Here is a 20,828-nt window from a genome sequence, read left to right as displayed (position 1 = left end):
GCACAACGAGAGTGCTCACGCCTTCGGTACCCGCACGATCAGCGCGTCACCCTGGCCGCCGCCACCGCACAGCGCGGCCGCGCCGGTGCCGCCGCCGCGCCGCTTGAGCTCCAGCGCCAGGTGCAGCACCAGACGGGCGCCGGACATGCCGATCGGGTGTCCGAGGGCGATCGCGCCACCGTTCACGTTCACCTTTTCGGTGGACACGCCGAGGTCCTTCATGGACTGCACGGCGACGGCGGCGAAGGCCTCGTTGATCTCGATCAGGTCCAGGTCGGAGACCTCCAGGCCCTCCTTCTTCAGAGCGTGCTGGATGGCGTTGGACGGCTGCGACTGCAGGCTGTTGTCCGGGCCCGCCACATTGCCGTGCGCGCCGATCTCGGCGAGCCAGGTGAGGCCCAGCTCCTCGGCCTTGGCCTTGCTCATCACGACCACGGCCGCCGCGCCGTCGGAGATCTGGGACGACGACCCGGCCGTGATCGTGCCGTCCCTGCTGAAGGCAGGGCGCAGCTTGCCCAGGGACTCCACGGTGGTGTCGCCGCGGATGCCCTCGTCCTTGCTGAACAGGACCGGGTCGCCCTTGCGCTGCGGGATCTCCACCGGGGTGATCTCGGCCTCGAACAGGCCGTTCTTCTGCGCGGCGGCCGCTCGCTGGTGGGACAGGGCGGCGATCTCGTCCTGCTCGGCGCGGCCGATGCCCAGACGGGTGTTGTGCTTCTCCGTGGACTCGCCCATGGGGATGTTCTCCCACGGGTCGGTCAGGCCGTCGTGGGCCATCGCGTCGAGCATCTGGACCGCGCCGTACTTGAAGCCCTCGCGGGACTTCGGCAGCAGGTGCGGGGCGTTGGTCATGGACTCCTGGCCGCCGGCCACGACGATGTCGAACTCGCCGGCGCGGATCAGCTGGTCCGCCAGCGCGATGGCGTCGAGGCCGGAGAGGCACACCTTGTTGATGGTGAGCGCCGGGACGTTCATGGGGATGCCGGCCTTGACGGCGGCCTGGCGGGCCGGGATCTGACCGGCGCCCGCCTGGAGCACCTGGCCCATGATCACGTACTGCACCTGGTCGCCGCCGATCCCCGCACGGTCGAGGGCGGCCTTGATCGCGAAGCCGCCGAGGTCGGCTCCGGAGAAGGACTTGAGGGAGCCGAGCAGTCGTCCCATGGGCGTGCGCGCGCCCGCGACGATCACAGAGCTGGTCGTTCCAGAAGGCATGAGCTGCGATCCCCTTACCGGCCTGCCCAGGCCGAGGAGTGAACGAGGGTTTACTTCGAATGTACTGAGTGGCACTCCGTGCCGTCATCGGGCTGTCAGTGTGATCGCTCGCACGTTGCGTAACCACCGCGGTGGCGCTGCACTGAAATCATGCTGACGCGAATCGACCACATCGGGATCGCCTGCCACGACCTCGACGCCACCGTCGAGTTCTACCGGGCCACGTACGGATTCGAGGTGTTCCACACCGAGGTCAACGAGGAGCAGGGCGTGCGCGAGGCCATGCTCAAGATCAACGAGACCTCGGACGGCGGCGCCTCCTACCTCCAGCTGCTGGAGCCGACCCGCGAGGACTCCGCGGTCGGCAAGTGGCTGGCCAAGAACGGGGAGGGCGTCCACCACATTGCCTTCGGCACGGCGGATGTGGACGCGGACGCCTCCGAGATCCGCGACAAGGGCGTACGCGTGCTGTACGACGAGCCGCGACGGGGTTCGATGGGATCGCGGATCACCTTCCTGCACCCCAAGGACTGCCACGGCGTCCTGACAGAACTGGTCACTTCGGCCCCGGTTGAGTCCCCTGAGCACTGACCGCCGTACATAAGGGCCGGTAGGGTTGGGGGCGGTCGTCTCCGAAAGCTGGGGGCGACCGTTCCGGGGTCCGGGTTTCGGGGGACGAGCGTCGGGGCGGCAGCCCGTGCTCCGCCGTTGATCTGACACCATTCCCCGGGGGCCCCGTTCGGCGGAGGACGAGGCTCGTTGGAGAAGCTGACCAGGGGACGGATGGGACCGCGCAGTGCGGGGCTACGAGAGCCAGGAGCGAGAGCCGGCGGCTGACGTCGACCACCTCACTCGGTTCGAGGCCGAGATGAAGCGGCTGAGGACCGAGCGGGAGAAGGCGATCCAGCACGCCGAGGACCTCGGCTACCAGGTCGAGGTGCTGCGCGCCAAGCTGCACGAGGCGCGCCGCACCCTGATGACCCGGCCCGCCTTCGACGGCGGTGACATCGGCTATCAGGCCGAACAGTTGCTCCGCAATGCCCAGATGCAGGCCGATCAGCTGCGGCAGGAAGCCGAGCGGATGGCCGCCGAGGCCCGTGCGCAGACCCAGCGGATCCTGCAGGAGCACGCCGAGCAGGCGGCCCGGCTCCAGGCCGAGCTGCACCAGGAGGCCGTGACCCGGCGGCAGCAGCTCGACCAGGAGCTGGCCGAGCGCCGCGCCACCGTCGAGTCGCACGTCAACGAGAACGTGGCGTGGGCGGAGCAGCTGCGTGCCCGCACCGAGCAGCAGGCCCGCCGGCTGCTGGAGGAGTCCCGCGCCGAGGCCGAGCAGGCGATGGCCGCCGCCCGCGCGGAGGCCGAGCGGCTGACCCGGGAGGCCCGGGAGCGGCTGCAGAGCGAGGCCGAGTCGGCCCGCACGGAGGCCGAGCAGATCCTGCGCCGCGCCCGCACGGACGCCGAGCGCCTGCTGAACGCCGCCTCCACGCAGGCCCAGGAGGCCACCGACCACGCCGAGCGGCTGCGCACCGACGCGGCCGGCGAGTCGGACACCGCCCGCAGGCAGGCCACCGAGCTGACCCGGGCCGCCGAGGAACGGATGGCGGCGGCCGAGGAGGCGCTGCGCAAGGCCCAGGCGGAGGCCGAGAAGGTCGTCACGGAGGCCAAGGAGGCCGCCGCCAAGGCCCTGGCCGGCGCCGAGGCCGCCAACGAGACGCGGACCCGCACGGCCAAGGAGCAGGTCGCCAGGCTGGTCGAGGAGGCCACCAAGGAGGCCGAGCAGACCAGGTCGGAGGCCGAGCAGCTGGTCGCGGACGCCCGCGCCGAGGCTGAGAAGATCCTCGCGGAGGCGTCCGAGAAGGCCCGCACGGTCACCGCCGAGGAGAGCGCGACCCAGCTGTCCAAGGCGGCCAAGACCGCCGAGGACGTGCTGAACAAGGCCTCCGAGGAGGCCAAGCGGACCACCCGGGCCGCCGCCGAGGAGGCCGAGCGGATCCGCACCGAGGCCGAGGCCGAGGCGGACCGGCTGCGCGCCGAGGCGCACGACATCGCCGAGCAGCTCAAGGGCGCGGCGAAGGACGACACCAAGGAGTACCGCGCCAAGACGGTCGAGCTGCAGGAGGAGGCCCGTCGGCTGCGCGGCGACGCCGAGCAGCTGCGCGCCGACGCGGTCGCCGAGGGCGAGTCGATCCGTGCGGAGGCCCGCCGGGAGGCGGTCGCGCAGATCGAGGAGGCGGCCAAGTCCGCCGAGGAGCTGCTGGCCAAGGCCAAGGCGGACGCCGACGAGCTGCGACAGACCGCGACGACCGACAGCGAGAAGGTCCGCACCGAGGCCATCGAGCGGGCCACCGCGCTGCGCCGGCAGGCCGAGGAGACCCTGGACCGGGCCCGCAAGGAGGCCGAGCGGCTGCGCGCCGAGGCCGGCGAGCAGGCCGAGCAGATCACGACGGACGCCGAGACCGCCGCGCGCGAGCTGCGGGAGGAGACCGAGCGCGCCGTCGAGGCCCGCCGCGCCGAGGCGGCGGGAGAGCTGACACGGCTCCAGACGGAGGCGCAGGAGCGGCTGGAGTCGGCCGAGCAGGCGCTCGCGGACGCCCGCGACGAGGCCGCCCGGATCCGCCGCGAGGCCACCGAGGAGAGCGAGCGGCTGCGCAGCGAGACCGCCGAACGGATCCGCACGCTCCAGCAGCAGGCCGAGGCCGAGGCCGAGCGGCTGCGCACCGAGGCCGCGTCCGACGCGTCCGCCTCGCGCGCCGAGGGCGAGGCCGTCGCCGTGCGGCTGCGCAGTGAGGCAGCCGCCGAGGCCGAGCGGCTCAAGGCGGAGGCCCAGGACACCGCCGACCGGCTGCGCGCGGAGGCGCAGGCCGCCGCCGAGCGGCTCGGCACCGAGGCGTCCGAGACGCTGGCCGCCGCCCAGGAGGAGGCCGCGCGGCGCCGCCGCGAGGCGGAGGAGCTGCTCGGCGCGGCCCGTGAGGAGGCCGAGGAGGAGCGCCGGCGGGCCCGCGAACAGAGCGAGGATCTGCTGGCCTCCGCCCGCAGGCGGGTGGAGGAGGCGCAGGCCGAGGCGACCCGGCTGGTGCAGGAGGCCGACCGGCGGGCCACCGAGATGGTGTCCGCCGCCGAGCAGCACGCCCAGCAGGTACGCGACTCGGTCGCCGGGCTGCACGAGCAGGCGCAGGAGGAGATCGCCGGGCTGCGCTCGGCCGCCGAGCACGCGGCGGACCGCACCCGGCGGGAGGCCGAGGAGGAGGCGGACCGGGTCCGCGCCGACGCCTACGCCGAGCGGGAGCGGGCGAGCGAGGACGCCTCGCGGGTCCGGCGCGAGGCGAACGAGGCGTCAAAGGCCGCCAAGGAACTGGCCGAGCGTACGGTCGCGGAGGCGATGGCGGAGGCCGAGCGGCTGCGCACGGACGCCGGCGAGTACGCCCAGCGGGTGCGCTCCGAGGCCTCGGACGCGCTCGCCGAGGCCGACCAGACGGCATCCCGTACCCGGGCGGACGCCCGTGAGGACGCCAACAGGATCCGCTCGGACGCGGCGACCCAGGCGGACACCCTCATCACCGAGGCGCGCAACGAGGCCGAGCGGCTCCAGAACGAGACGATCGCCGAGGCCGACCGGCTCCGTACGGAAGCCCTGAGCGAGGCGGAGCGGCTGCAGACGGCGACCGCCGCCGAGGCGGAGCGGGTGCGCGCCGAGGCTCTGGCGGCCGCCGAGCAGCTCGTCGGAGAGGCCACCGGCGAGGCCGAGCGGCTGCGCGCGGAGGCCGCCGAGACGGTCGGTTCGGCGCAGGCGCACGCCGAGCGGCTGCGGACGGACGCCGAACAGCTCAGGGCGGACGCGGAGGCGGCGGCCGAGCGGCTCCTCGGCTCGGCCCGTGAGGAGGCCGAACGGGCCCTGGACGAGGCCCGCAAGGAATCCAACAAGCGGCGTTCGGAGGCGGCCGAGCAGGTCGACACGCTCATCACCGAGACCACGGCCGAGGTGGACAAGCTGCTCGCGGAGGCGCAGGAGCAGGCGCTGAAGACCACCGCGGACGCCGAGTCGCAGGCCGACACCATGGTCGGCGCGGCCCGCGCCGAGGCCGAGCGGATCGTCGCCGAGGCGACCGTCGAGGGCAACGCCCGGGTGGAGAAGGCCCGTACGGACGCCGACGAGCTGCTGGTCGGCGCCCGCCGGGACGCGACCGCGATCAGGGAGCGCGCGGAGGAGCTGCGCGACCGCATCACCGCCGAGATCGAGGAGCTGCACGAGCGGGCCCGGCGCGAGGCCGCCGAGACGATGAAGTCCACCGGCGACCGCTGCGACGCGCTCATCAAGGCGGCCGAGGAGCAGCTGGCGAAGGCCGAGGCGAAGGCCAAGGAGCTGGTCTCGGAGGCCAACTCCGAGGCGGGCAAGGTGCGTATCGCGGCCGTGAAGAAGGCGGAGGGGCTGCTCAAGGAGGCCGAGCAGAAGAAGGCCAGCCTCGTCAAGGAGGCCGAGGAGCTCAAGGCCGAGGCGATCCGCGAGGCCCGGCGCACGGTCGAGGAGGGCAAGCGCGAGCTGGAGATCCTGGTGCGCAGGCGCGAGGACATCAACGCCGAGATCTCCCGGGTCCAGGACGTCCTGGAGGCGCTGGAATCCTTCGAGGCGCCGTCGTCCGGCAAGGACGGCGGGGTCAAGGCCGGTGCGACGGTGGGCGCCCCCCGATCGGGTGGCAAGGCGTCAGACGGCTAGCCTGAGGGATGCGTTCCGGTAACGTCTGGGGGCTTTGCCCGACTCGTTGGCAAGCCATCCGGCCGTCAGCCACTCAAAAGGGGTCTCATTCTCCAGATCAAACACGTATCCGCTCGATGACACACCGCTTCGGCCCCTAGGATTCCCCCTATCACCTCACCGGTCTCATTCGACAGGAACCCCATGAGCGACACTTCCCCCTACGGCTTCGAGCTTGTGCGGCGTGGGTACGACCGCGCTCAGGTGGACGAACGTATCTCCAAACTCGTCTCCGACCGTGACAGCGCTCTCGCCCGCATCACCGCCCTGGAGAAGCGCATCGAGGAGCTCCACCTCGAGACGCAGAACGCGCAGGCCCAGGTCACCGACGCCGAGCCGTCGTACGCGGGTCTCGGTGCCCGGGTCGAGAAGATCCTGCGCCTGGCCGAGGAAGAGGCCAAGGAACTGCGTGAGGAGGCCCGGCGCGCGGCCGAACAGCACCGGGACCTCGCCGAGTCGGCGGCCCAGCAGGTCCGCAACGACGCCGAGGCCTACGCCACCGAGCGCAAGGCGAAGGCCGAGGACGAGGGCGTCCGCATCGTCGAGAAGGCGAAGGGCGAGGCCGCCCAGCTGCGTGCCGAGGCGCAGAAGGACGCGCAGTCCAAGCGCGAGGAGGCGGACGCCCTCTTCGAGGAGACCCGCGCCAAGGCCGCGCAGGCCGCCGCCGACTTCGAGACGAACCTCGCCAAGCGCCGCGAGCAGTCCGAGCGCGACCTGGCCTCGCGTCAGCAGAAGGCCGAGAAGCGCCTCGCCGAGATCGAGCACCGCGCCGAGCAGCTGCGCCTGGAGGCGGAGAAGCTGCGCACCGACGCCGAGCGCCGTGCCCGCCAGACGGTGGAGACGGCCCAGCGCCAGGCCGAGGACATCGTGGCCGACGCCAACGCCAAGGCCGACCGCATCCGCTCGGAGTCCGAGCGCGAGCTGGCCGCGCTGACCAACCGCCGCGACTCGATCAACGCGCAGCTGACGAACGTCCGGGAGATGCTCGCGACGCTCACCGGTGCGGCCGTCGCCGCCGCGGGTTCGCCGACCGAGGACGAGCCGATCTCGCGTGGGGTGCCGGCGCAGCAGTCCCGGTAGGCACGGGTAGCGGCCGTACGGGCGCCTTCGTAGCCCCCTGCCCTCAAGTGGCAGGGGGCTTCCTCGCGTTTTAGCGTGGCCGCATGATCGAGCTCGAGGGGCTGACCAAGCGGTACGGCGAGAAGGTGGCGGTGGATCACCTCACGTTCGCCGTGCGGCCGGGCATCGTCACCGGGTTCCTCGGGCCTAACGGTGCCGGGAAGTCCACGACCATGCGGATGATCCTCGGGCTCGACCACCCCACCGCCGGTGACGTCCGCATCGACGGCAGGCACTACCCGCAGCTGAAGGACCCGCTGACGTACATCGGCGCCCTGCTGGACGCCAAGGCCGTGCACGGCGGGCGCAGTGCCTACAACCATCTGCTGTGCCTGGCGCAGAGCAACGGCATCCCGGAGCGCCGGGTGGCCGAGGTGCTGGAGACGGTCGGGCTCACGGCCGTGGCGCGGAAGAAGGCCAAGGGCTTCTCGTACGGCATGGGGCAGCGGCTGGGAATCGCCGCGGCGCTGCTCGGCGACCCGCGGATCCTGATGTTCGACGAGCCGGTCAACGGGCTGGACCCGGAGGGCATCCACTGGATCCGGAACCTGATGAAATCGCTGGCCGCCCAGGGGCGGACGGTGTTCGTCTCGAGCCATCTGATGAGCGAGATGGCACTGACCGCGGATCATCTCGTCGTCATCGGGCAGGGGCGGCTGCTCGCCGACACCTCCATGGCCGACTTCATCCGGACGAACTCGCGGTCGTACACGCGGATCCGCTCGCCGCAGCGCGAGCGGCTGCTCGATGTGCTGCACGCGGACGGGATCACCGTCGTCGAGGCGGGCGGGGCCGCCCTGGAGGTCGAGGGCGGCAAGGCCGAGCGGATCGGCGAGCTGGCGGCGCGCCACGGGATCGTGCTGCACGAGCTGAGCCCCCGGCAGGCCTCGCTGGAGGAGGCGTTCATGCAGCTGACCGCGGACGCGGTGGAGTACCACGCGCAGACCGGTCCGGGGGCCGCCCCGCGGGACTGGGGCGCCGACTGGAAGGGGGCCTGACGCCCGTGGCGACCGTACAGGTGCTCCGCTCCGAGTGGACCAAGATCCGGTCGGTGGCGTCCACGGTGTGGACGCTGTCGCTGGCCGTGGTGGTCACCATCGCCGTCGGGATGCTCATCTCCGCCCTGTCCAGGAGTCAGTTCCACTCGATGCCGGCCGAGGACCGGCTGGCGTTCGATCCGACGTACGTCAGCTTCGCGGGCATGAGCCTGGGCCAGCTCGCCATGATCGTGTTCGGGGTGCTGGTCGTGTCGAACGAGTACAGCACCGGCATGATCCGGGTCTCGCTGGCCGCCGTGCCGCGGCGTGCGGCCTTCCTGTCCGGCAAGATCGCCGTGGCCGGCGCGCTCGCCCTGGCGGTCGGCATGGCGACGAGCTTCGCCGCGTTCTTCCTCGGGCAGGCGATGCTCGGCCCGCACGCGGCGCGGCTCGGCGATCCCGGTGTGCTGCGCGCGGTGCTGGGGGGCGGGCTCTACATGGCGCTGATCGCGATGTTCTCCATGGGTGTCGCCGCGATGCTGCGCTCGCCGATGCTCTCGCTCGGCATCCTGATGCCGTTCTTCTTCCTGGTCTCGAACATCCTCGGCAACGTGGACGCCACGAAGAGGATCGGCCGGTTCCTGCCGGACCAGGCGGGCAGCCGGATCATGCAGGTGGTGCCGAGGCTCGGCGACGACACGCCGTACGGGCCGTGGGGCGGGCTCGGGATCATGCTGCTCTGGGTGATCGCGGCGCTCGCCGGCGGGTACGCACTCCTGCGGCGCCGAGACGCTCAGTAACGGCCTCCGTCACCTGCCGTAGTGTTCTGGCTTTGCATTCTCTTGGGCGGAACCGTCAGCGCCTCGATATCCTCCTAACCCTTACGGGGGCGTCTGCCCCGGCTGTCCTGAACCTTTCGATGGGTGCGGAGCATGATCGAGGCTGTCGGCCTGACCAAGCGCTACGGCGACAAGACCGCCGTGCACGACCTTTCCTTCCAGGTGCGTCCAGGAGCCGTCACCGGCTTCCTCGGGCCCAACGGCTCGGGCAAGTCGACGACGATGCGGATGATCCTCGGGCTGGACAATCCGACGTCCGGGTCGGTGACGATCGGCGGCTACCCGTACCGCAAGCTGCCCAACGCCCCCCGCCAGGTCGGCGCACTGCTCGACGCGAAGGCCGTGCACGGGGGCCGGACCGCCCGCAACCACCTGCTGAGCCTCGCCCAGCTGTCCGGCATCCCGGCCCGGCGGGTGGACGAGGTGCTCGGCGTGGTCGGTCTGCAGGACGTGGCGAGAAAGCGCTCCAAGGGCTTCTCGCTCGGCATGGGCCAGCGCCTCGGCATCGCCGCCGCGCTGCTCGGCGACCCGCAGGTGCTGCTGTTCGACGAGCCGGTCAACGGCCTCGACCCCGAGGGCATCCTCTGGGTCCGCAACCTGATGAGGGCCCTGGCCGCGGAGGGCCGCACGGTCTTCGTCTCCTCGCACCTGATGAGCGAGATGGCGCTGACCGCCGACCATCTCATCGTCATCGGGCGCGGCCAACTGCTCGCCGACATGAGCGTCAAGGACTTCATCTCCGCCAACTCCGCGGACTTCGCCCGGGTGCGCACCCCCGACACCGAGCCGCAGCAGCGCGAGAAGCTCAGCGCCGCGCTCGCCGAGGCGGGCGGCCATGTGCTGCCGGAGCAGGACGGCGCGCTGCGGGTGACCGGGCTGCCGCTGCCCCGGATCAGCGACCTCGCGCACGAGGCGGGCGTACGGCTGTGGGAGCTGTCGCCGCACCAGGCCTCGCTGGAGGAGGCGTACATGCGGATGACGCAGAGCGCCGTGGACTACCGCTCGACCGTCGACCAGAAAACGGGCCTGCAGCAGCCGCTGCCGCCGGGCGCCCAGCCGCCGATGCCGGTGCCCGGCCAGGGCCAGCCCGGCTGGTACGCCCCGCCGCCGCCCCAGCAGGGCGGTCAGCCGTTCGCGATGCCGCAGGTGCCCGCGGGGCCCTACGGCGGCCCGCAGACGCCCGGTTACGGCGCCCCCGCCGCCCCGGGCGTCCCCAACCCCTACGCCCAGCGGGCCGCCTCCCCCGCGCAGGCCCAGACGCCGGGCGGCACCCCGCAGGGCGGGCCGGCCGTCCCGGCGCCCCAGTCGCAGCCGGCCGCTCCGGCGCCGCAGGCAGCCTCGGCCCCGCCCGCGCCGCAGCAGACGCCCGCCGCCGCTCCCCCGGCCCCGGCCGCCGCCCCCGCCGACCTGACCAAGCCCGAGGACGCCCGATGAGCACCCACCAGCCCCCGATGCCGCAGGCCGCCCCCTCCACCGCTCCCGCTCCCGCTCCCGACTGGCAGGCGGCACCCGGCGGGGCGTACCCCGGTTACACCTCGCCGATCCCGGTGCGGCGCACCCACCTCGGGCACGCGCTTGCCTCCGAGTGGACGAAGATCAAGTCGGTGCGGTCGACGATGTGGACGCTCGGCGTGTTCATCGTGCTCGTCCTCGGCATCGGCCTGATGGCCGGCTCGCTGGTCAGGTCCAACTCCTCGCCGGAGACGCTGTCGGGCCAGAACCCGCTGCAGTTCGGCTTCTTCGGCCTGCTCATCGGCAGCATGTGCGTCATCACCCTCGGCGTGCTGACCACGGCCTCCGAGTACGGCACGGGCATGATCCGTACCACGATGACCGCGTGCCCGAGCCGCATCCGGGTGCTCGCCGCCAAGGCGATCGTGTTCTTCGTGGTCGCCTTCGTCGTGGCCCTGGCCACCTCCGGCTTCGTCGCCATGGTCCACGCGTCCATGCTGAAGGGGGTGGGCGGCTCCCGCACCCCCTCCACCGACGACTGGCTCAAGGCGACCGTCGGCATCAGTCTCTACCTGGCGCTGCTCGGACTGTTCTCGCTGCTCGTCGGCTCGGTCATCCGGCACTCCGCGGGCGCCATCACCATCATGATCGGCGCCGTGCTGGCCCCGCTGGTGATCGCACTGTTCATGGCCTCGCAGTCCCTGGCGAAGGTGCGGCAGTGGCTGCTGGAGTACTCGATCCCGAGCCAGATGAGCTGCTTCTACGACAACTCCCTGAGCAGTTCGGGCCCTTCGGGCTGGGACCCGCTGTGGATCATGCTGGGCCTGACGGCGGCCGCGTTCGCCGGTGCCTGCGTGCTGCTGCAGCAGCGGGACGTGTGACCCGTCCGGGACCCGGGCCCTAGGGCCTGTTTCGAAAGTAGCGTCGTCCGCCCGGAGGGCGGGGTTCGCGGCGTCTGGTGCGGTGCATCGCAAGGCGGAGGGTCGTCCTCGTACCGGGCGTACGTGGACGATCCCGACAACGCGGCGAGATGCCGTGCCAGGCGTCGCGGACCAGACGGGACTTTCGAAACACGCCCTGGTGCCGCGGCAGGCAACGTTTGCCCGTCAAGGAGCGGCGTCCGGTGCGTGCTCTCGGCGTGCCGGGTGCAAGCCCTCGTACTGGATGTACGTGGGTTTGTGCCCGGTGCGGCGAGTGGGGGCACCTCCCACGCCCTTGAGGCAGTGGGGGAGCGTGCCGGGCGTCGCGACGGGGCGAACGCTGCCTGTCGCGGCACTAGAACCTCGGCGCGTCACGGGACCGCTGCACCCGTGTGGTGCGGCGGTCCTTCGCGTTCCAGCACGCCTTGTGCCAGTGGCGGCGGTCGTCGACGCCCGCGTACTCCGGCCAGGCCACCACGTGCGGGACGCCGGAGGGAATCATCTGGTCGCACCCCGGACAGCGGTAGGACTTGCCCTCGGCGCTCGCCCCGGCGACATGGCGCACGCTCCACTCCTCGCCCTGCCAGCTCTCGGCCGACTCCCAGCCGCCGTACCGGCCGACCCGGTCGTCCTCGGCGCTGCGGCCCGACGATCCGGCTGCCTTCGGTCGGTTGCGACGCGGGGACACGGGACACCTCTCGGGGCTGTACAGGAAGGACGGGCCGTATCCAGCCTACGCGCCGCCGAGTGGGGTACGCGGACGGAACCAACCCGCAGAAGTCCACCGCCAGGCGACCCATTCTGCAGACAATCCGCAAATCTCTCCGCCAGGCCGTGTCCTGGGCACGTGTCAGGCGGTTATGCGGGGTGGGGGAGCTCCGGTCGGAGCCAAGGAAGCAGGAAACGCGATGTACGTAGGAAGTTTTGTGCTGGGCGCCCAGTTCCCGGGCCAGGGTCCGGGGGAGGCCCTGCACCGGGCGGTCCGCTCGGCGGAGGTCGCCGAGGAGGCCGGGCTGCACTCCGTGTGGCTCGCCGAGCACCATTTCGTGCCGTACGGCACATGCCCGTCCGCCGTCACCCTGGCCGCTCTGCTGCTCGGCCGCACCCACCGCATCCGGGTGGGCACGGCGGTCAGCGTACTGCCCACGGCCCACCCCGTGGCCCTCGGCGAGCAGGCCGCGCTGCTGCACGTGACGAGCGGCGGACGGTTCACGCTCGGGGTGGGCCGCGGCGGGCCCTGGGTGGACCTGGAGGTGTTCGGCACGGGCCTCGCGGCGTACGAACAGGGGTTCCCGGAGTCCCTCGATCTGCTGTTGCGCTGGCTGCGCGAGCCGTCGGTGTCGGCGTCCGGCGAGCGGTTCAGCTTCCGCGAGGTGCCGGTCGTGCCGCGCCCGTCGGAGGCGCTGACGGAGGCCCCGGGACCCGAGGTCGTCGTCGCCTGCACCTCCCCGGCGAGCGTACGGCTGGCCGCCGAGCGCGGACTGCCCATGCTGCTCGGCATGCACGTGGGGGACGAGGAGAAGGCCGAGATGGTCGCCCTGTGGCGGCGCTGCGCCCGGGCCGCCGGCCGGCCGGCCGAGGAGATCTCCGGCGCCGCGCACGTCTCCGCCGGGGTGTGCCAGCTCGCGGACCGGCGCACGGACGCGGCGGAGACGCTGCTGAAGGCGATGCCGGGCTGGCTGAGGCAGGGTCTGGAGGCGCATGTGACGGTCGACGGCCGGGCGCGCGCGATGCGCGATCCGCACGCCTACACCGAACTGCTCTGCGGCCTGCACCCGGTCGGCACCCCACGGCTGGCCGCCGACCGGCTCACGGCCACCTCGGAACGCACCGGCATCTCCCGATTCGCCCTGCTCGTGGAGGGCTCGGGCGATCTCGCCGCGACGGAGGAGAACCTGCGGCGGCTCGGCGCCGAGGTGCTGCCCCAGTTGCGCTGAGCGGGCCGGTGACTCCCCGGATGGGGGCTTGCCGCCCCAGCGCCGAATGCACCTCCCCGGGTGGAGCGGCAAGCAGGCGGCTCACGACATCCGCCGCACCGGGGCCGCCCGTCAGCAGTCCCGGAGCTCCGGCGACTGGTTGAGCAACTGGCTGCGCACCGAGGTGAAGCGGGCCAGCGTCTCGTCCACCGAGGCGTCCAGTGGGAACACCGCCACCCGGTGGCAGTTCTGGAACGCCAGCCGCACACCGAAGTGCCGTTGCAGCGCACCGCGGATGGCGTCACTCGCGAGCGCACGCAGCAGCTGACCGCGTGCCTGCTCGTCCGGCGGGGGCGTCTGGTTGTCGGCGAACGCTCCACCGTCGACCTTCAGCTGGGCCACCAGGGAGCTGATCATCTCCCATGCGTAGGGCAGGGAGGTCCGGACGCAGTCGACGAATGCTGCTTCGTCGACCTCGCCTCGCTCGGCCTGTTCGAGTAGGGCCGGTGAGACGTCGAGCGACATGGGTTCTCCTCTCGCACCCCCGAAGAGCGGGGGTTGCCGGACGGGTAAGGGAGTTCGCGATATCGAACACGCTCAGTACCTATGCGGCGACCTCCCGTTCACTACCGTAGGCAACGGTCGGTGACCACACCAGCAGAACGCGTATATGGAACGATCCCTTTACGGGCACAATCGGCCAGGGATGAACAAGAGTTTCCAGGGACAATTGGGGCGATCGATCGGGAGCGGGACGGGCGAATCGCGCGCACGCCGAGGCGTCGAGTAGCGTTGCCGACCATGCGTCTCGTCATTGCCCGATGCTCGGTCGACTACGCCGGCCGGCTCACCGCCCACCTGCCCTCGGCGCCCCGCCTGATCCTGGTCAAGGCGGACGGCAGCGTCTCCATCCACGCCGACGACCGGGCCTACAAGCCCCTCAACTGGATGTCGCCGCCCTGCACGCTCAAGGAGGGCGCGGGCGAGGAGGAGGGCGTGTGGACGGTCGTCAACAAAGCGGGCGAGAAACTGATCATCACGATGGAGGAGATCCTCCATGACTCCTCGCACGAACTCGGCGTGGATCCGGGCCTGATCAAGGACGGCGTGGAAGCGCACCTCCAGGAGCTGCTGGCCGACCGCATCGAGACGCTGGGCGACGGCTACACGCTCGTCCGCCGCGAGTACATGACGGCCATCGGCCCGGTGGACATCCTGTGCCGGGACGCCGAGGGCCGGACCGTCGCGGTCGAGATCAAGCGGCGGGGCGAGATCGACGGCGTCGAACAACTCACGCGCTACCTGGACCTGTTGAACCGCGACCCCCACCTGGCGCCCGTCCGCGGCATCTTCGCCGCGCAGGAGATCAAGCCCCAGGCCCGCGTCCTCGCCACCGACCGCGGCATCAACTGCCACGTCCTCGACTACGACGCCCTACGCGGCATCGAGGACGACAAGCTCCGCCTGTTCTGAGGCGACGCTCCGTCCGCGCTACACCACCGTGTTGTAGCCGGTCGGTGTTCGCGTACCGGCGCTCTGCGACGCGCTCGCCGGGCTGCTGGAGGCCGGACCGCTCGCCGAGTCCGTGGTCGTGGGAGGCGTGGTCGTGGTCGTGGGCGGCGGCGGCGGGCTGGAGGTGTCCGTGGGCGGCGGCGAGGACGTCCCCGTGCTCGACGGACTCGACTTGGACGGCGTCGGCGAAGTGGGCTTGGTCGTCCTGGACTTGGACGGTGTCGGCGTCGTGCCACTGGTGTGGCCCGGGTCCGCCGAGGGGGACGTGGCCGGCTGGGACGGTGTCGGATCGTCCGTCGTGCCGTGGGTGCCGTCGGGGCCCGGGTTCGTCGGGTGGGTCGCCGGGGCGGCCGAGCCGGAGCCCGCCGGCGGGGTCCGGTTGGGGTCGGCGCCCAGATTGCCGTCGGACGGGTCCTGGCTCGCCGAGGGGTTGACGTCGACCTTGCCGGCCGGGTTCCTGTCGGCGTTCTCGTTGGACGTCATGCCGAGCGTGACGACCGTACCGAGCACCGCGGCGAGCAGCGCACCGGAGCCGGCCGCGACGAGGTTGCGGCGGGCCAGCCGGCGGAAGCCGCCGCCGCTCGGCGTGGCGTCCGGGATCCGCCGGGTGACCAGGGGGTCGCCGAGGGGCACGTACGGCGGCGGCGCCGACTCCTCGTGCCGTGTCTCCGGCTGCTCCTCCCCCGCCGTCGCCGCGATCCCCGGTATGTCGCCCGAGAGGTCGGCGACCAGGGCCAGGGCGCGCCGGCCGGCGACCGTGCCGCGCTTGTCCGCGAGTGCCCCGCGCAGCCCGATGGACGCCTCCAGCTCGGCGCGCGCCCGGTCGAGCCGACCGCCGCACAGCGCGAGAACACCCAACTCGTGGTGGAAATAGGCTTGTTCGGGCACCTCACCGGCGAGCCGGGAGGCTTCGGCGCCGGAGCGCAGGACCCGTTCCCAGGCGCTCCAGTGCAGCCCGGCGGCGAACGCGGGCGCGGCCGTGCGGGCCAGCCGTACCCCGCAGCTCTCCTCCCCCTCGGGGGAGGGAACCGTGTGCGGCACGATCGCGGCGAGCGCGGCCAGCACCGCGTCGGCCTCCGCGCACACCCGTTCGGGCGTGACCGACGGGTGCCCGGCCCACCAGGCGTAGTGCTCGGCGGCGGCCAGTGCCTGGGCGGGGGCGTCGTCGGCGAACCCGGCGGCCTCCAGCTGGGTCAGCACACCGGCCGCGAGCCGGTAGCGGGCGCCGACCGGGGAGACCAGTCCACAGGCGGCCAGCTCGCCGAGGGCGGCGTCGGCGTGGGTGTCGCCGATCAGCGCCGGCAGATGCGCCTGGTGCGGCACCTCGCCGCCGAGGGCGACGGCGAAGCGCAGGGTGGCGCGGGCGGAGGCGCTGAGCCTGGAGGCGAGCAGCGGGGCGGGCGCCGCGGCCTCGCCGAGGGAGGGCAGCGGGACCTCGTCGGCCGTGTCCAGGGGCAGTTCCGCCGAGGGTCGTACGTCCTCGAAGACGCCGTACTCGTCCACCGCCCCGGCGCCGGCCCGCAGCTGGTCGCGCTGCCGGAGCAGCGCACCGGCCTGGACGAACCGCAGCGGCAGCCCCTCGGACTCGAACCACAGGTCGCCGGCCCAGTTGGCCTCCTCCTCGGTGAGGACGCGGCCCGCGGTCCGCTCCAGGATCTCCACGCCCCCGGCACGGTCGAGGCCGCTGAGGAAGACCTCCTCGACCTGCGACTCGGGGGACGGCGGGGGCACGTCGGGGGTGGCGCCGACCAGAAACGCGCACTCGGGGGTCGCTTCGAGCAGTTCGTCGAGGGCGGCACCGCCGAACTCGATGTCGTCCAGCACCACGACCGCGCCGATCTCCCGGACGAGCGCGCGCAGCTCGTCCGGTTCCGGGCGGTGACGCGGGCTGACGTAGACGGCGTGGAAGAGGTCGTGGAGGAGGTCGTTCACGGTGCGGTGGAAGCCGTTGAGGTGCACCACGCCGTCGGGTGCGAGGTCCTGGCAGTCCTCGCCGACGAGGTCCAGCAGCGCGGTGCGGCCGGAGCCGCCGGGGCCGGTGAGCCTGACGGAGCGGCCACGTGCCAGCAGTCGGACCAGGCGCTCGCGTTCGTCCTGGCGTTCCAGCAGGGAGAGCGCCGGCTGGGCGGGACCCGGCGGCACGGGCGGCCGCGCGGCCCGCTCGGTGTCGGCGCGCTCGGCGGCGGTGCGCTTGCGGGGGCGCTCCGGGCGTTCGACGGGCGGGCAGGGTTCTATCTCGCTGCCGTCGACGGGGTTCACGGTCAGGAGCAGGTCGCCGGAGACGACCCGCGCCGTGCGGGCGAGCGACGGCGTGCTCTGTCCGAAGTCGGAGGTCAGGGATTCCCGGGGCGGGCGGCGGCTGTGCGCCTGGCCGTGCTCCTCGGGTCCCGGGTTGATCGGGTCCATAGGTTCAAGCCCCCCAAAAGCGTCGTGTGCCCGTGATGTCCGGCCCCTCCCGGCCTTGTCGCACACCGCGCTGTCGCTTCTGGTCCGGGCCCGCTCGATCGAGGGTGGCGAGACGGCGGGCGACCGAACCCTAAACCTTCGCACAGTATCTCCGACAGGGCGGGGTGCCGTGCGGTCCGAGACGTCACAGTCCGGTGAGGATTGCCCCCGACGTGCGCTTCGGCGGCTGCGCCCGGGTCTCCCCCGTCGCCCGTTTCCCACCCGCTCGCACCGTTGTCCCCGCCCCCGCCGGCCGCACCCGGGCGATCCGCCCTGCGCGTCGCTCCGGGATCCGGCCGGTCCACGCGGTCACACTCGGGGCAGTGACTCCACCCCGATGCCGCCCTCGATGGCGAGGATGCGGTGCAGACGGGTGGCGACCAGCAGGCGCTGCATCTGCGGCGGGACACCGCGCAGCACCAGACGGCGACCGCAGCGGCCGGCCCGCCGATGGGCACCCATGATCACACCGAGTCCGGTGGCGTCCCAGGAGTCCAGTTCGGACAGGTCGAGCACCAGGTCGCCGACGCCGCCGTCGACGGCCGAGTGCAGGGCCGTACGGGCGTCCGCCGCGCTGCGGACGTCGAGGCGGCCCCCGACGACCAGCTCGGCGTGGTCGCCCCTGATGTGCATATGCGCTCCCCGTTGAGTGCGGTTGGCTGCTCCGTGACCTTGCACCGTCTGACTGTGTCGGTGGCGGTGCGGTTGCTGCTTGTAAGCGAACCGATACCGAATTCACCCCGGGGAGTGATGTTCCCGGGGTGAATGTCGGTGACGGGACGGCTCAGTACTTGTAGAAGCCCTGCCCGCTCTTGCGGCCGATGTCACCGGCGTCCACCATCCGGCGCATCAGCTCCGGCGGGGCGAACTTCTCGTCCTGGGACTCGGTGTAGATGTTGCCGGTGGCGTGGAGCAGGATGTCCACGCCGGTGAGGTCGGCGGTGGCGAGCGGCCCCATGGCGTGCCCGAAGCCCAGCTTGCAGGCGAGGTCGATGTCCTCGGCGGTGGCGACGCCGGACTCGTAGAGCTTGGTCGCCTCCACGACGAGGGCGGAGATCAGACGGGTGGTGACGAAGCCGGCCACGTCCCGGTTGACGACGATGCAGGTCTTGCCGACGGACTCGGCGAACTCCCGCGCGGCGGCCAGGGTGTCGTCACTCGTCTTGTAGCCGCGGACCAGCTCGACGAGCTGCATCATCGGCACCGGCGAGAAGAAGTGGACACCGACGACCCGTTCGGGGTGCTCGGTGGCCGCCGCGATCTTGGTGATCGGGATGGCGGAGGTGTTGGAGGCAAGCACGGCCTCCGGGCGCACCAGCTTGTCGAGGGCACGGAAGATCTCGTGCTTGACCTCGAGCTTCTCGAAGACGGCCTCGACGACGATGTCGGCCTCGGCGGCGGCGTCCAGGTCGGTCGTCGGGGTGATGCGGGCGAGGGCGGCCTCGGCGTCGTCCGCGGCCAGCTTGCCCTTGCCCACGAACTTGTCGTAGGAGGCCTTGATGCCGTCGGTGCCGCGCTTCAGTGCCTCGTCGGTGACGTCGCGCAGGACGACGTCCCAGCCCGCCTGCGCGGCGACCTGAGCGATCCCGGACCCCATGAGACCGGCCCCGATGACGGCGAGCTTCCGTGCCACTCCGACTCCCTTGAACGCGCTTCAAGTCTGCTTCTCCGGCGGACCCTAGCGCTATGGCGGCGCTGTGTGAGCGGTTAGTAACGCGTGTCACGGTCTCAGAGCGTGAGACACCGGTCACGTCCCACACGACGGGCCCGGCGGGTGCGCCGTCGGCGGATCCGACGGAATCTGCGCCCCGCCACGGAAGCATCAATTCCGCACGAACCGGCACTCATTGGCGCTTCGCCGGTCGCCCGCCGCCCGGACCTCCCCGGCGCTGTGACCGAGAGGGACTCAGGAGTCCGGCCGTACCGCGCAGTTCACGGCCGTTTCGCACCATGAGCACTCGATGTCCTCGAGGAGGACCAGCACTTCTCGGGGCACTTCCGCCGGTTCGCGGTCCGTGCGGAGACGGCGGCCGACGGTGACGAACACCGCCTTGGTGGGTGCCGGCCGGGGAAGAAGGCCTCGGCCTTTGCGGGCACTCGGCCACGCCGACCGCCCTGCACAGGGTCGGGCAGCGAAATCCTGCCGCCGGCGCACCTCGCCGACAGCGGCTCACGGACCACGGTGCTCCCCGCCCGACCGCCTTCCGGCCCGAGGCGCCCGCGAGGGCTCCGCTCCGGCAGGAGGACCACCCTGCGGTGCGCCGGGCTTCGTGCCGCTGCGTCATCCGGTGGACGCGGTGTGCGACGCTTGCGCGGGGCAGGACCCGAGCGCGGATGCCCTACGGCGTCCTCGTCGCCGTAGGGTTCGCGGAGCCGGCGGTGACGGTGGGCACACGGGTGTTCCGGACGGCCGGGGCGTAACTACGCTGGTCGCATGGTCAATCTGACGCGCATCTACACCAGGACCGGCGACACGGGCACCACGGCGCTCGGCGACATGAGCCGGGTCGCCAAGACCGATCTGCGGATCTCGGCCTACGCCGACGCCAACGAGGCGAACGCGGTGATCGGCACCGCGATCGCGCTGGGCGGCCTGGACGCGGAGATCGTCGAGGTGCTCACGCGCGTCCAGAACGACCTGTTCGACGTGGGCGCGGACCTGTCGACACCGGTGGTGGAGAACCCGCGGTTCCCGCCGCTTCGGGTGGAGCAGTTCTACATCGACAGGCTGGAGGCGGACTGCGACCGCTTCAACGAGCGGCTGGACAAGCTCCGCTCCTTCATCCTGCCCGGCGGCACCCCGGGCGCGGCCCTGCTGCACCAGGCCTGCACGGTCGTACGCCGCGCCGAGCGCTCCACCTGGGCGGCCTTCCAGGTGCACGGCGACACGATGAACCCGCTCACGGCGACCTATCTCAACCGGCTCTCGGACCTGCTGTTCATTCTGGCGCGGGTGGCGAACAAGGAGACCGGCGACGTGCTGTGGGTCCCCGGTGGGGAGCGCTGAGCCCTCCCCCACCGGGGCTCGGCCGGGTCAGCGGTCGGTGTTGCTCGCGGCGTCCCGGTCGGCCGCGGCGGCAGCCGACTCGGCCGCGTCCACCTTCTTCTGCATCTCCGCGTACCCGGAGGGCTCGCCGGCGGACGCGCCGGACGCCGGCGGGGTCTTCGGGGACGCGGCGTCGTGGTGGGCGCAGCCCGCGGTGAGCGCCGTCAGCAGGGCCACCGCCGGCAGGGCGCCCGCCACCCGCCGCGCCCGCATCAGCTCGCCGCCTTCCCGCTGCCGCCCGCCTGGCACCAGGTGCGCACGGCGCCCAGATCCTTCTGGCGCTGCTTCAGGGTGGTCACCAGCGACTTGCGGAAGTCCAGCCGGTCCTTGAGGTACGTGGCGACCGCGGTGTGGCCCGCCTTCTCGGCGTTGTCCACGCGCTGCTGCAGCCGGGCGATCGAGCCACGGGTGCCGGGCCCGGCGTCCAGCCGCTTCAGGGCCCGCTCGATCCGGCGGTCGATCCTGGGCACCCGCTTGCACAGCTTCTGCGCCCCGTCGCCGGTCGGGGCCGGCTTCGGGGTGCTGTCGGCCGACGCGACCCCGGCGGTGCCCGCCACCGCGAGTACGGCCGCCATCGCGCCGCCCGCGAGCAGCGTGCGCGTACGTCGTCGTGCGTTCATCGTTTTCTCCGTTTCGT

General features: G+C 72.3%; 18 protein-coding genes and 1 pseudogene. 11 read left to right on the top strand and 8 right to left on the bottom strand.

Translation table 11 applies throughout. The annotated features are described in order from the left end of the window. Window positions 1–15: 15 nt before the first annotated feature. Window positions 16–1,215 (bottom strand): acetyl-CoA C-acetyltransferase, encoded by a 1,200-nt coding sequence (locus AC5WRT_RS08735; protein ID WP_496093475.1) that lies wholly within the window; start codon window positions 1,213–1,215, stop codon window positions 16–18. Window positions 1,216–1,365: 150 nt separating this feature from the next. Here AC5WRT_RS08735 and mce point away from each other — a divergent pair, with 150 nt between their 5' ends. The 7 genes from mce (at window position 1,366) to AC5WRT_RS08700 (ending at window position 11,233) form a co-directional block, all read left to right on the top strand. Continuing rightward, window positions 1,366–1,806: a methylmalonyl-CoA epimerase gene (gene mce, locus AC5WRT_RS08730; RefSeq protein WP_496093476.1), complete on the top strand. Its 441-nt coding sequence runs from the start codon at window positions 1,366–1,368 to the stop codon at window positions 1,804–1,806. Window positions 1,807–2,011: 205 nt separating this feature from the next. Then, window positions 2,012–5,926, top strand: coding sequence for a polarized growth protein Scy (scy, locus tag AC5WRT_RS08725; protein ID WP_496093477.1), 3,915 nt, complete (start codon window positions 2,012–2,014; stop codon window positions 5,924–5,926). Window positions 5,927–6,109: 183 nt separating this feature from the next. Then, window positions 6,110–7,045, top strand: a complete 936-nt coding sequence (locus tag AC5WRT_RS08720; protein ID WP_496093478.1) for a cellulose-binding protein — start codon at window positions 6,110–6,112, stop codon at window positions 7,043–7,045. 83 nt (window positions 7,046–7,128) lie between these two features. Next, a complete protein-coding gene (locus AC5WRT_RS08715) occupies window positions 7,129–8,082 on the top strand; it encodes an ABC transporter ATP-binding protein (RefSeq protein WP_496093479.1) in 954 nt (317 codons plus the stop codon). 5 nt (window positions 8,083–8,087) lie between these two features. Then, window positions 8,088–8,861 carry an ABC transporter permease gene (locus tag AC5WRT_RS08710; protein ID WP_496093480.1) on the top strand — a complete coding sequence of 258 codons (774 nt, stop codon included), beginning with the start codon at window positions 8,088–8,090 and terminating at the stop codon, window positions 8,859–8,861. A 132-nt stretch (window positions 8,862–8,993) separates the two neighbouring features. Continuing rightward, the gene (locus tag AC5WRT_RS08705) at window positions 8,994–10,334 is read left to right on the top strand and encodes an ABC transporter ATP-binding protein (protein ID WP_496093481.1); all 1,341 of its coding nucleotides are present in this window, start codon (window positions 8,994–8,996) and stop codon (window positions 10,332–10,334) included. Next, on the top strand, window positions 10,331–11,233 hold the full coding sequence (locus AC5WRT_RS08700) for an ABC transporter permease (protein WP_496093482.1): 903 nt from the start codon (window positions 10,331–10,333) through the stop codon (window positions 11,231–11,233). Before AC5WRT_RS08705 ends, AC5WRT_RS08700 begins: the two co-directional genes overlap by 4 nt. Before the next feature lie 394 nt (window positions 11,234–11,627). Here the strand turns inward: AC5WRT_RS08700 and AC5WRT_RS08695 are convergent, their stop codons facing one another. Beyond that, window positions 11,628–11,960, bottom strand: a complete 333-nt coding sequence (locus tag AC5WRT_RS08695; protein ID WP_496093483.1) for an Rv1322 family protein — start codon at window positions 11,958–11,960, stop codon at window positions 11,628–11,630. Window positions 11,961–12,180: 220 nt separating this feature from the next. Here AC5WRT_RS08695 and AC5WRT_RS08690 point away from each other — a divergent pair, with 220 nt between their 5' ends. After that, on the top strand, window positions 12,181–13,209 hold the full coding sequence (locus AC5WRT_RS08690) for an LLM class flavin-dependent oxidoreductase (protein WP_496093484.1): 1,029 nt from the start codon (window positions 12,181–12,183) through the stop codon (window positions 13,207–13,209). 111 nt (window positions 13,210–13,320) lie between these two features. Here AC5WRT_RS08690 and AC5WRT_RS08685 read toward each other — a convergent pair whose 3' ends face one another. Further along, window positions 13,321–13,713, bottom strand: a complete 393-nt coding sequence (locus tag AC5WRT_RS08685) for an SCO5389 family protein (protein ID WP_190188623.1) — start codon at window positions 13,711–13,713, stop codon at window positions 13,321–13,323. 276 nt (window positions 13,714–13,989) lie between these two features. On the opposite strand from AC5WRT_RS08685, the gene nucS reads away from it, so the two are divergent. After that, window positions 13,990–14,661 carry an endonuclease NucS gene (nucS, locus tag AC5WRT_RS08680; protein WP_496093485.1) on the top strand — a complete coding sequence of 224 codons (672 nt, stop codon included), beginning with the start codon at window positions 13,990–13,992 and terminating at the stop codon, window positions 14,659–14,661. A gap of 18 nt (window positions 14,662–14,679) precedes the next feature. On the opposite strand, the gene AC5WRT_RS08675 is transcribed toward nucS, so the two are convergent. From AC5WRT_RS08675 to AC5WRT_RS08665, 3 genes are all read right to left on the bottom strand, one after another. Next, on the bottom strand, window positions 14,680–17,106 hold the full coding sequence (locus AC5WRT_RS08675) for an ATP-binding protein (RefSeq protein WP_496093486.1): 2,427 nt from the start codon (window positions 17,104–17,106) through the stop codon (window positions 14,680–14,682). Between the two features lie 348 nt (window positions 17,107–17,454). Continuing rightward, entirely contained in the window at window positions 17,455–17,778 is a 324-nt protein-coding gene (locus AC5WRT_RS08670) for an STAS domain-containing protein (protein WP_330337777.1), read from the bottom strand. Window positions 17,779–17,929: 151 nt separating this feature from the next. Next, window positions 17,930–18,778 (bottom strand): 3-hydroxyacyl-CoA dehydrogenase family protein, encoded by an 849-nt coding sequence (locus AC5WRT_RS08665; RefSeq protein WP_496093487.1) that lies wholly within the window; start codon window positions 18,776–18,778, stop codon window positions 17,930–17,932. 637 nt (window positions 18,779–19,415) lie between these two features. Here AC5WRT_RS08665 and AC5WRT_RS08660 point away from each other — a divergent pair. Together AC5WRT_RS08660 and AC5WRT_RS08655 are read left to right on the top strand one after the other, a co-directional pair. After that, window positions 19,416–19,566: pseudogene (locus tag AC5WRT_RS08660) on the top strand (ABC transporter permease); the annotation flags it as partial. Between the two features lie 13 nt (window positions 19,567–19,579). Further along, entirely contained in the window at window positions 19,580–20,152 is a 573-nt protein-coding gene (locus AC5WRT_RS08655; protein ID WP_496093488.1) for a cob(I)yrinic acid a,c-diamide adenosyltransferase, read from the top strand. A gap of 27 nt (window positions 20,153–20,179) precedes the next feature. Here AC5WRT_RS08655 and AC5WRT_RS08650 read toward each other — a convergent pair whose 3' ends face one another. Continuing rightward, a complete protein-coding gene (locus AC5WRT_RS08650) occupies window positions 20,180–20,404 on the bottom strand; it encodes a hypothetical protein (protein ID WP_496100094.1) in 225 nt (74 codons plus the stop codon). Then, a complete protein-coding gene (locus tag AC5WRT_RS08645) occupies window positions 20,404–20,811 on the bottom strand; it encodes a hypothetical protein (protein WP_496093490.1) in 408 nt (135 codons plus the stop codon). Before AC5WRT_RS08645 ends, AC5WRT_RS08650 begins: the two co-directional genes overlap by 1 nt. Window positions 20,812–20,828: the final 17 nt, after the last annotated feature.

Source organism: Streptomyces sp. NTD91 (assembly GCF_059510455.1).
The sequence above is the reverse complement of the archived record's forward strand: the minus strand, read 5'-3'. Positions and strand labels throughout refer to the sequence as shown.

Bases quoted from the DNA above. Each gene is read 5' to 3' on its own strand.
- nucS (WP_496093485.1), top strand. From the start codon at position 13,990: ATGCGTCTCGTCATTGCCCGATGCTCGGTCGACTACGCCGGCCGGCTC.
- AC5WRT_RS08700 (WP_496093482.1), top strand. From the start codon at position 10,331: ATGAGCACCCACCAGCCCCCGATGCCGCAGGCCGCCCCCTCCACCGCT.
- AC5WRT_RS08705 (WP_496093481.1), top strand. From the start codon at position 8,994: ATGATCGAGGCTGTCGGCCTGACCAAGCGCTACGGCGACAAGACCGCC.
- AC5WRT_RS08655 (WP_496093488.1), top strand. From the start codon at position 19,580: ATGGTCAATCTGACGCGCATCTACACCAGGACCGGCGACACGGGCACC.
- AC5WRT_RS08690 (WP_496093484.1), top strand. From the start codon at position 12,181: ATGTACGTAGGAAGTTTTGTGCTGGGCGCCCAGTTCCCGGGCCAGGGT.
- AC5WRT_RS08720 (WP_496093478.1), top strand. From the start codon at position 6,110: ATGAGCGACACTTCCCCCTACGGCTTCGAGCTTGTGCGGCGTGGGTAC.
- AC5WRT_RS08735 (WP_496093475.1), bottom strand. From the start codon at position 1,215: ATGCCTTCTGGAACGACCAGCTCTGTGATCGTCGCGGGCGCGCGCACG.
- AC5WRT_RS08715 (WP_496093479.1), top strand. From the start codon at position 7,129: ATGATCGAGCTCGAGGGGCTGACCAAGCGGTACGGCGAGAAGGTGGCG.
- mce (WP_496093476.1), top strand. From the start codon at position 1,366: ATGCTGACGCGAATCGACCACATCGGGATCGCCTGCCACGACCTCGAC.
- AC5WRT_RS08675 (WP_496093486.1), bottom strand. From the start codon at position 17,106: ATGGACCCGATCAACCCGGGACCCGAGGAGCACGGCCAGGCGCACAGC.
- AC5WRT_RS08645 (WP_496093490.1), bottom strand. From the start codon at position 20,811: ATGAACGCACGACGACGTACGCGCACGCTGCTCGCGGGCGGCGCGATG.
- AC5WRT_RS08685 (WP_190188623.1), bottom strand. From the start codon at position 13,713: ATGTCGCTCGACGTCTCACCGGCCCTACTCGAACAGGCCGAGCGAGGC.
- AC5WRT_RS08670 (WP_330337777.1), bottom strand. From the start codon at position 17,778: ATGCACATCAGGGGCGACCACGCCGAGCTGGTCGTCGGGGGCCGCCTC.
- AC5WRT_RS08650 (WP_496100094.1), bottom strand. From the start codon at position 20,404: ATGCGGGCGCGGCGGGTGGCGGGCGCCCTGCCGGCGGTGGCCCTGCTG.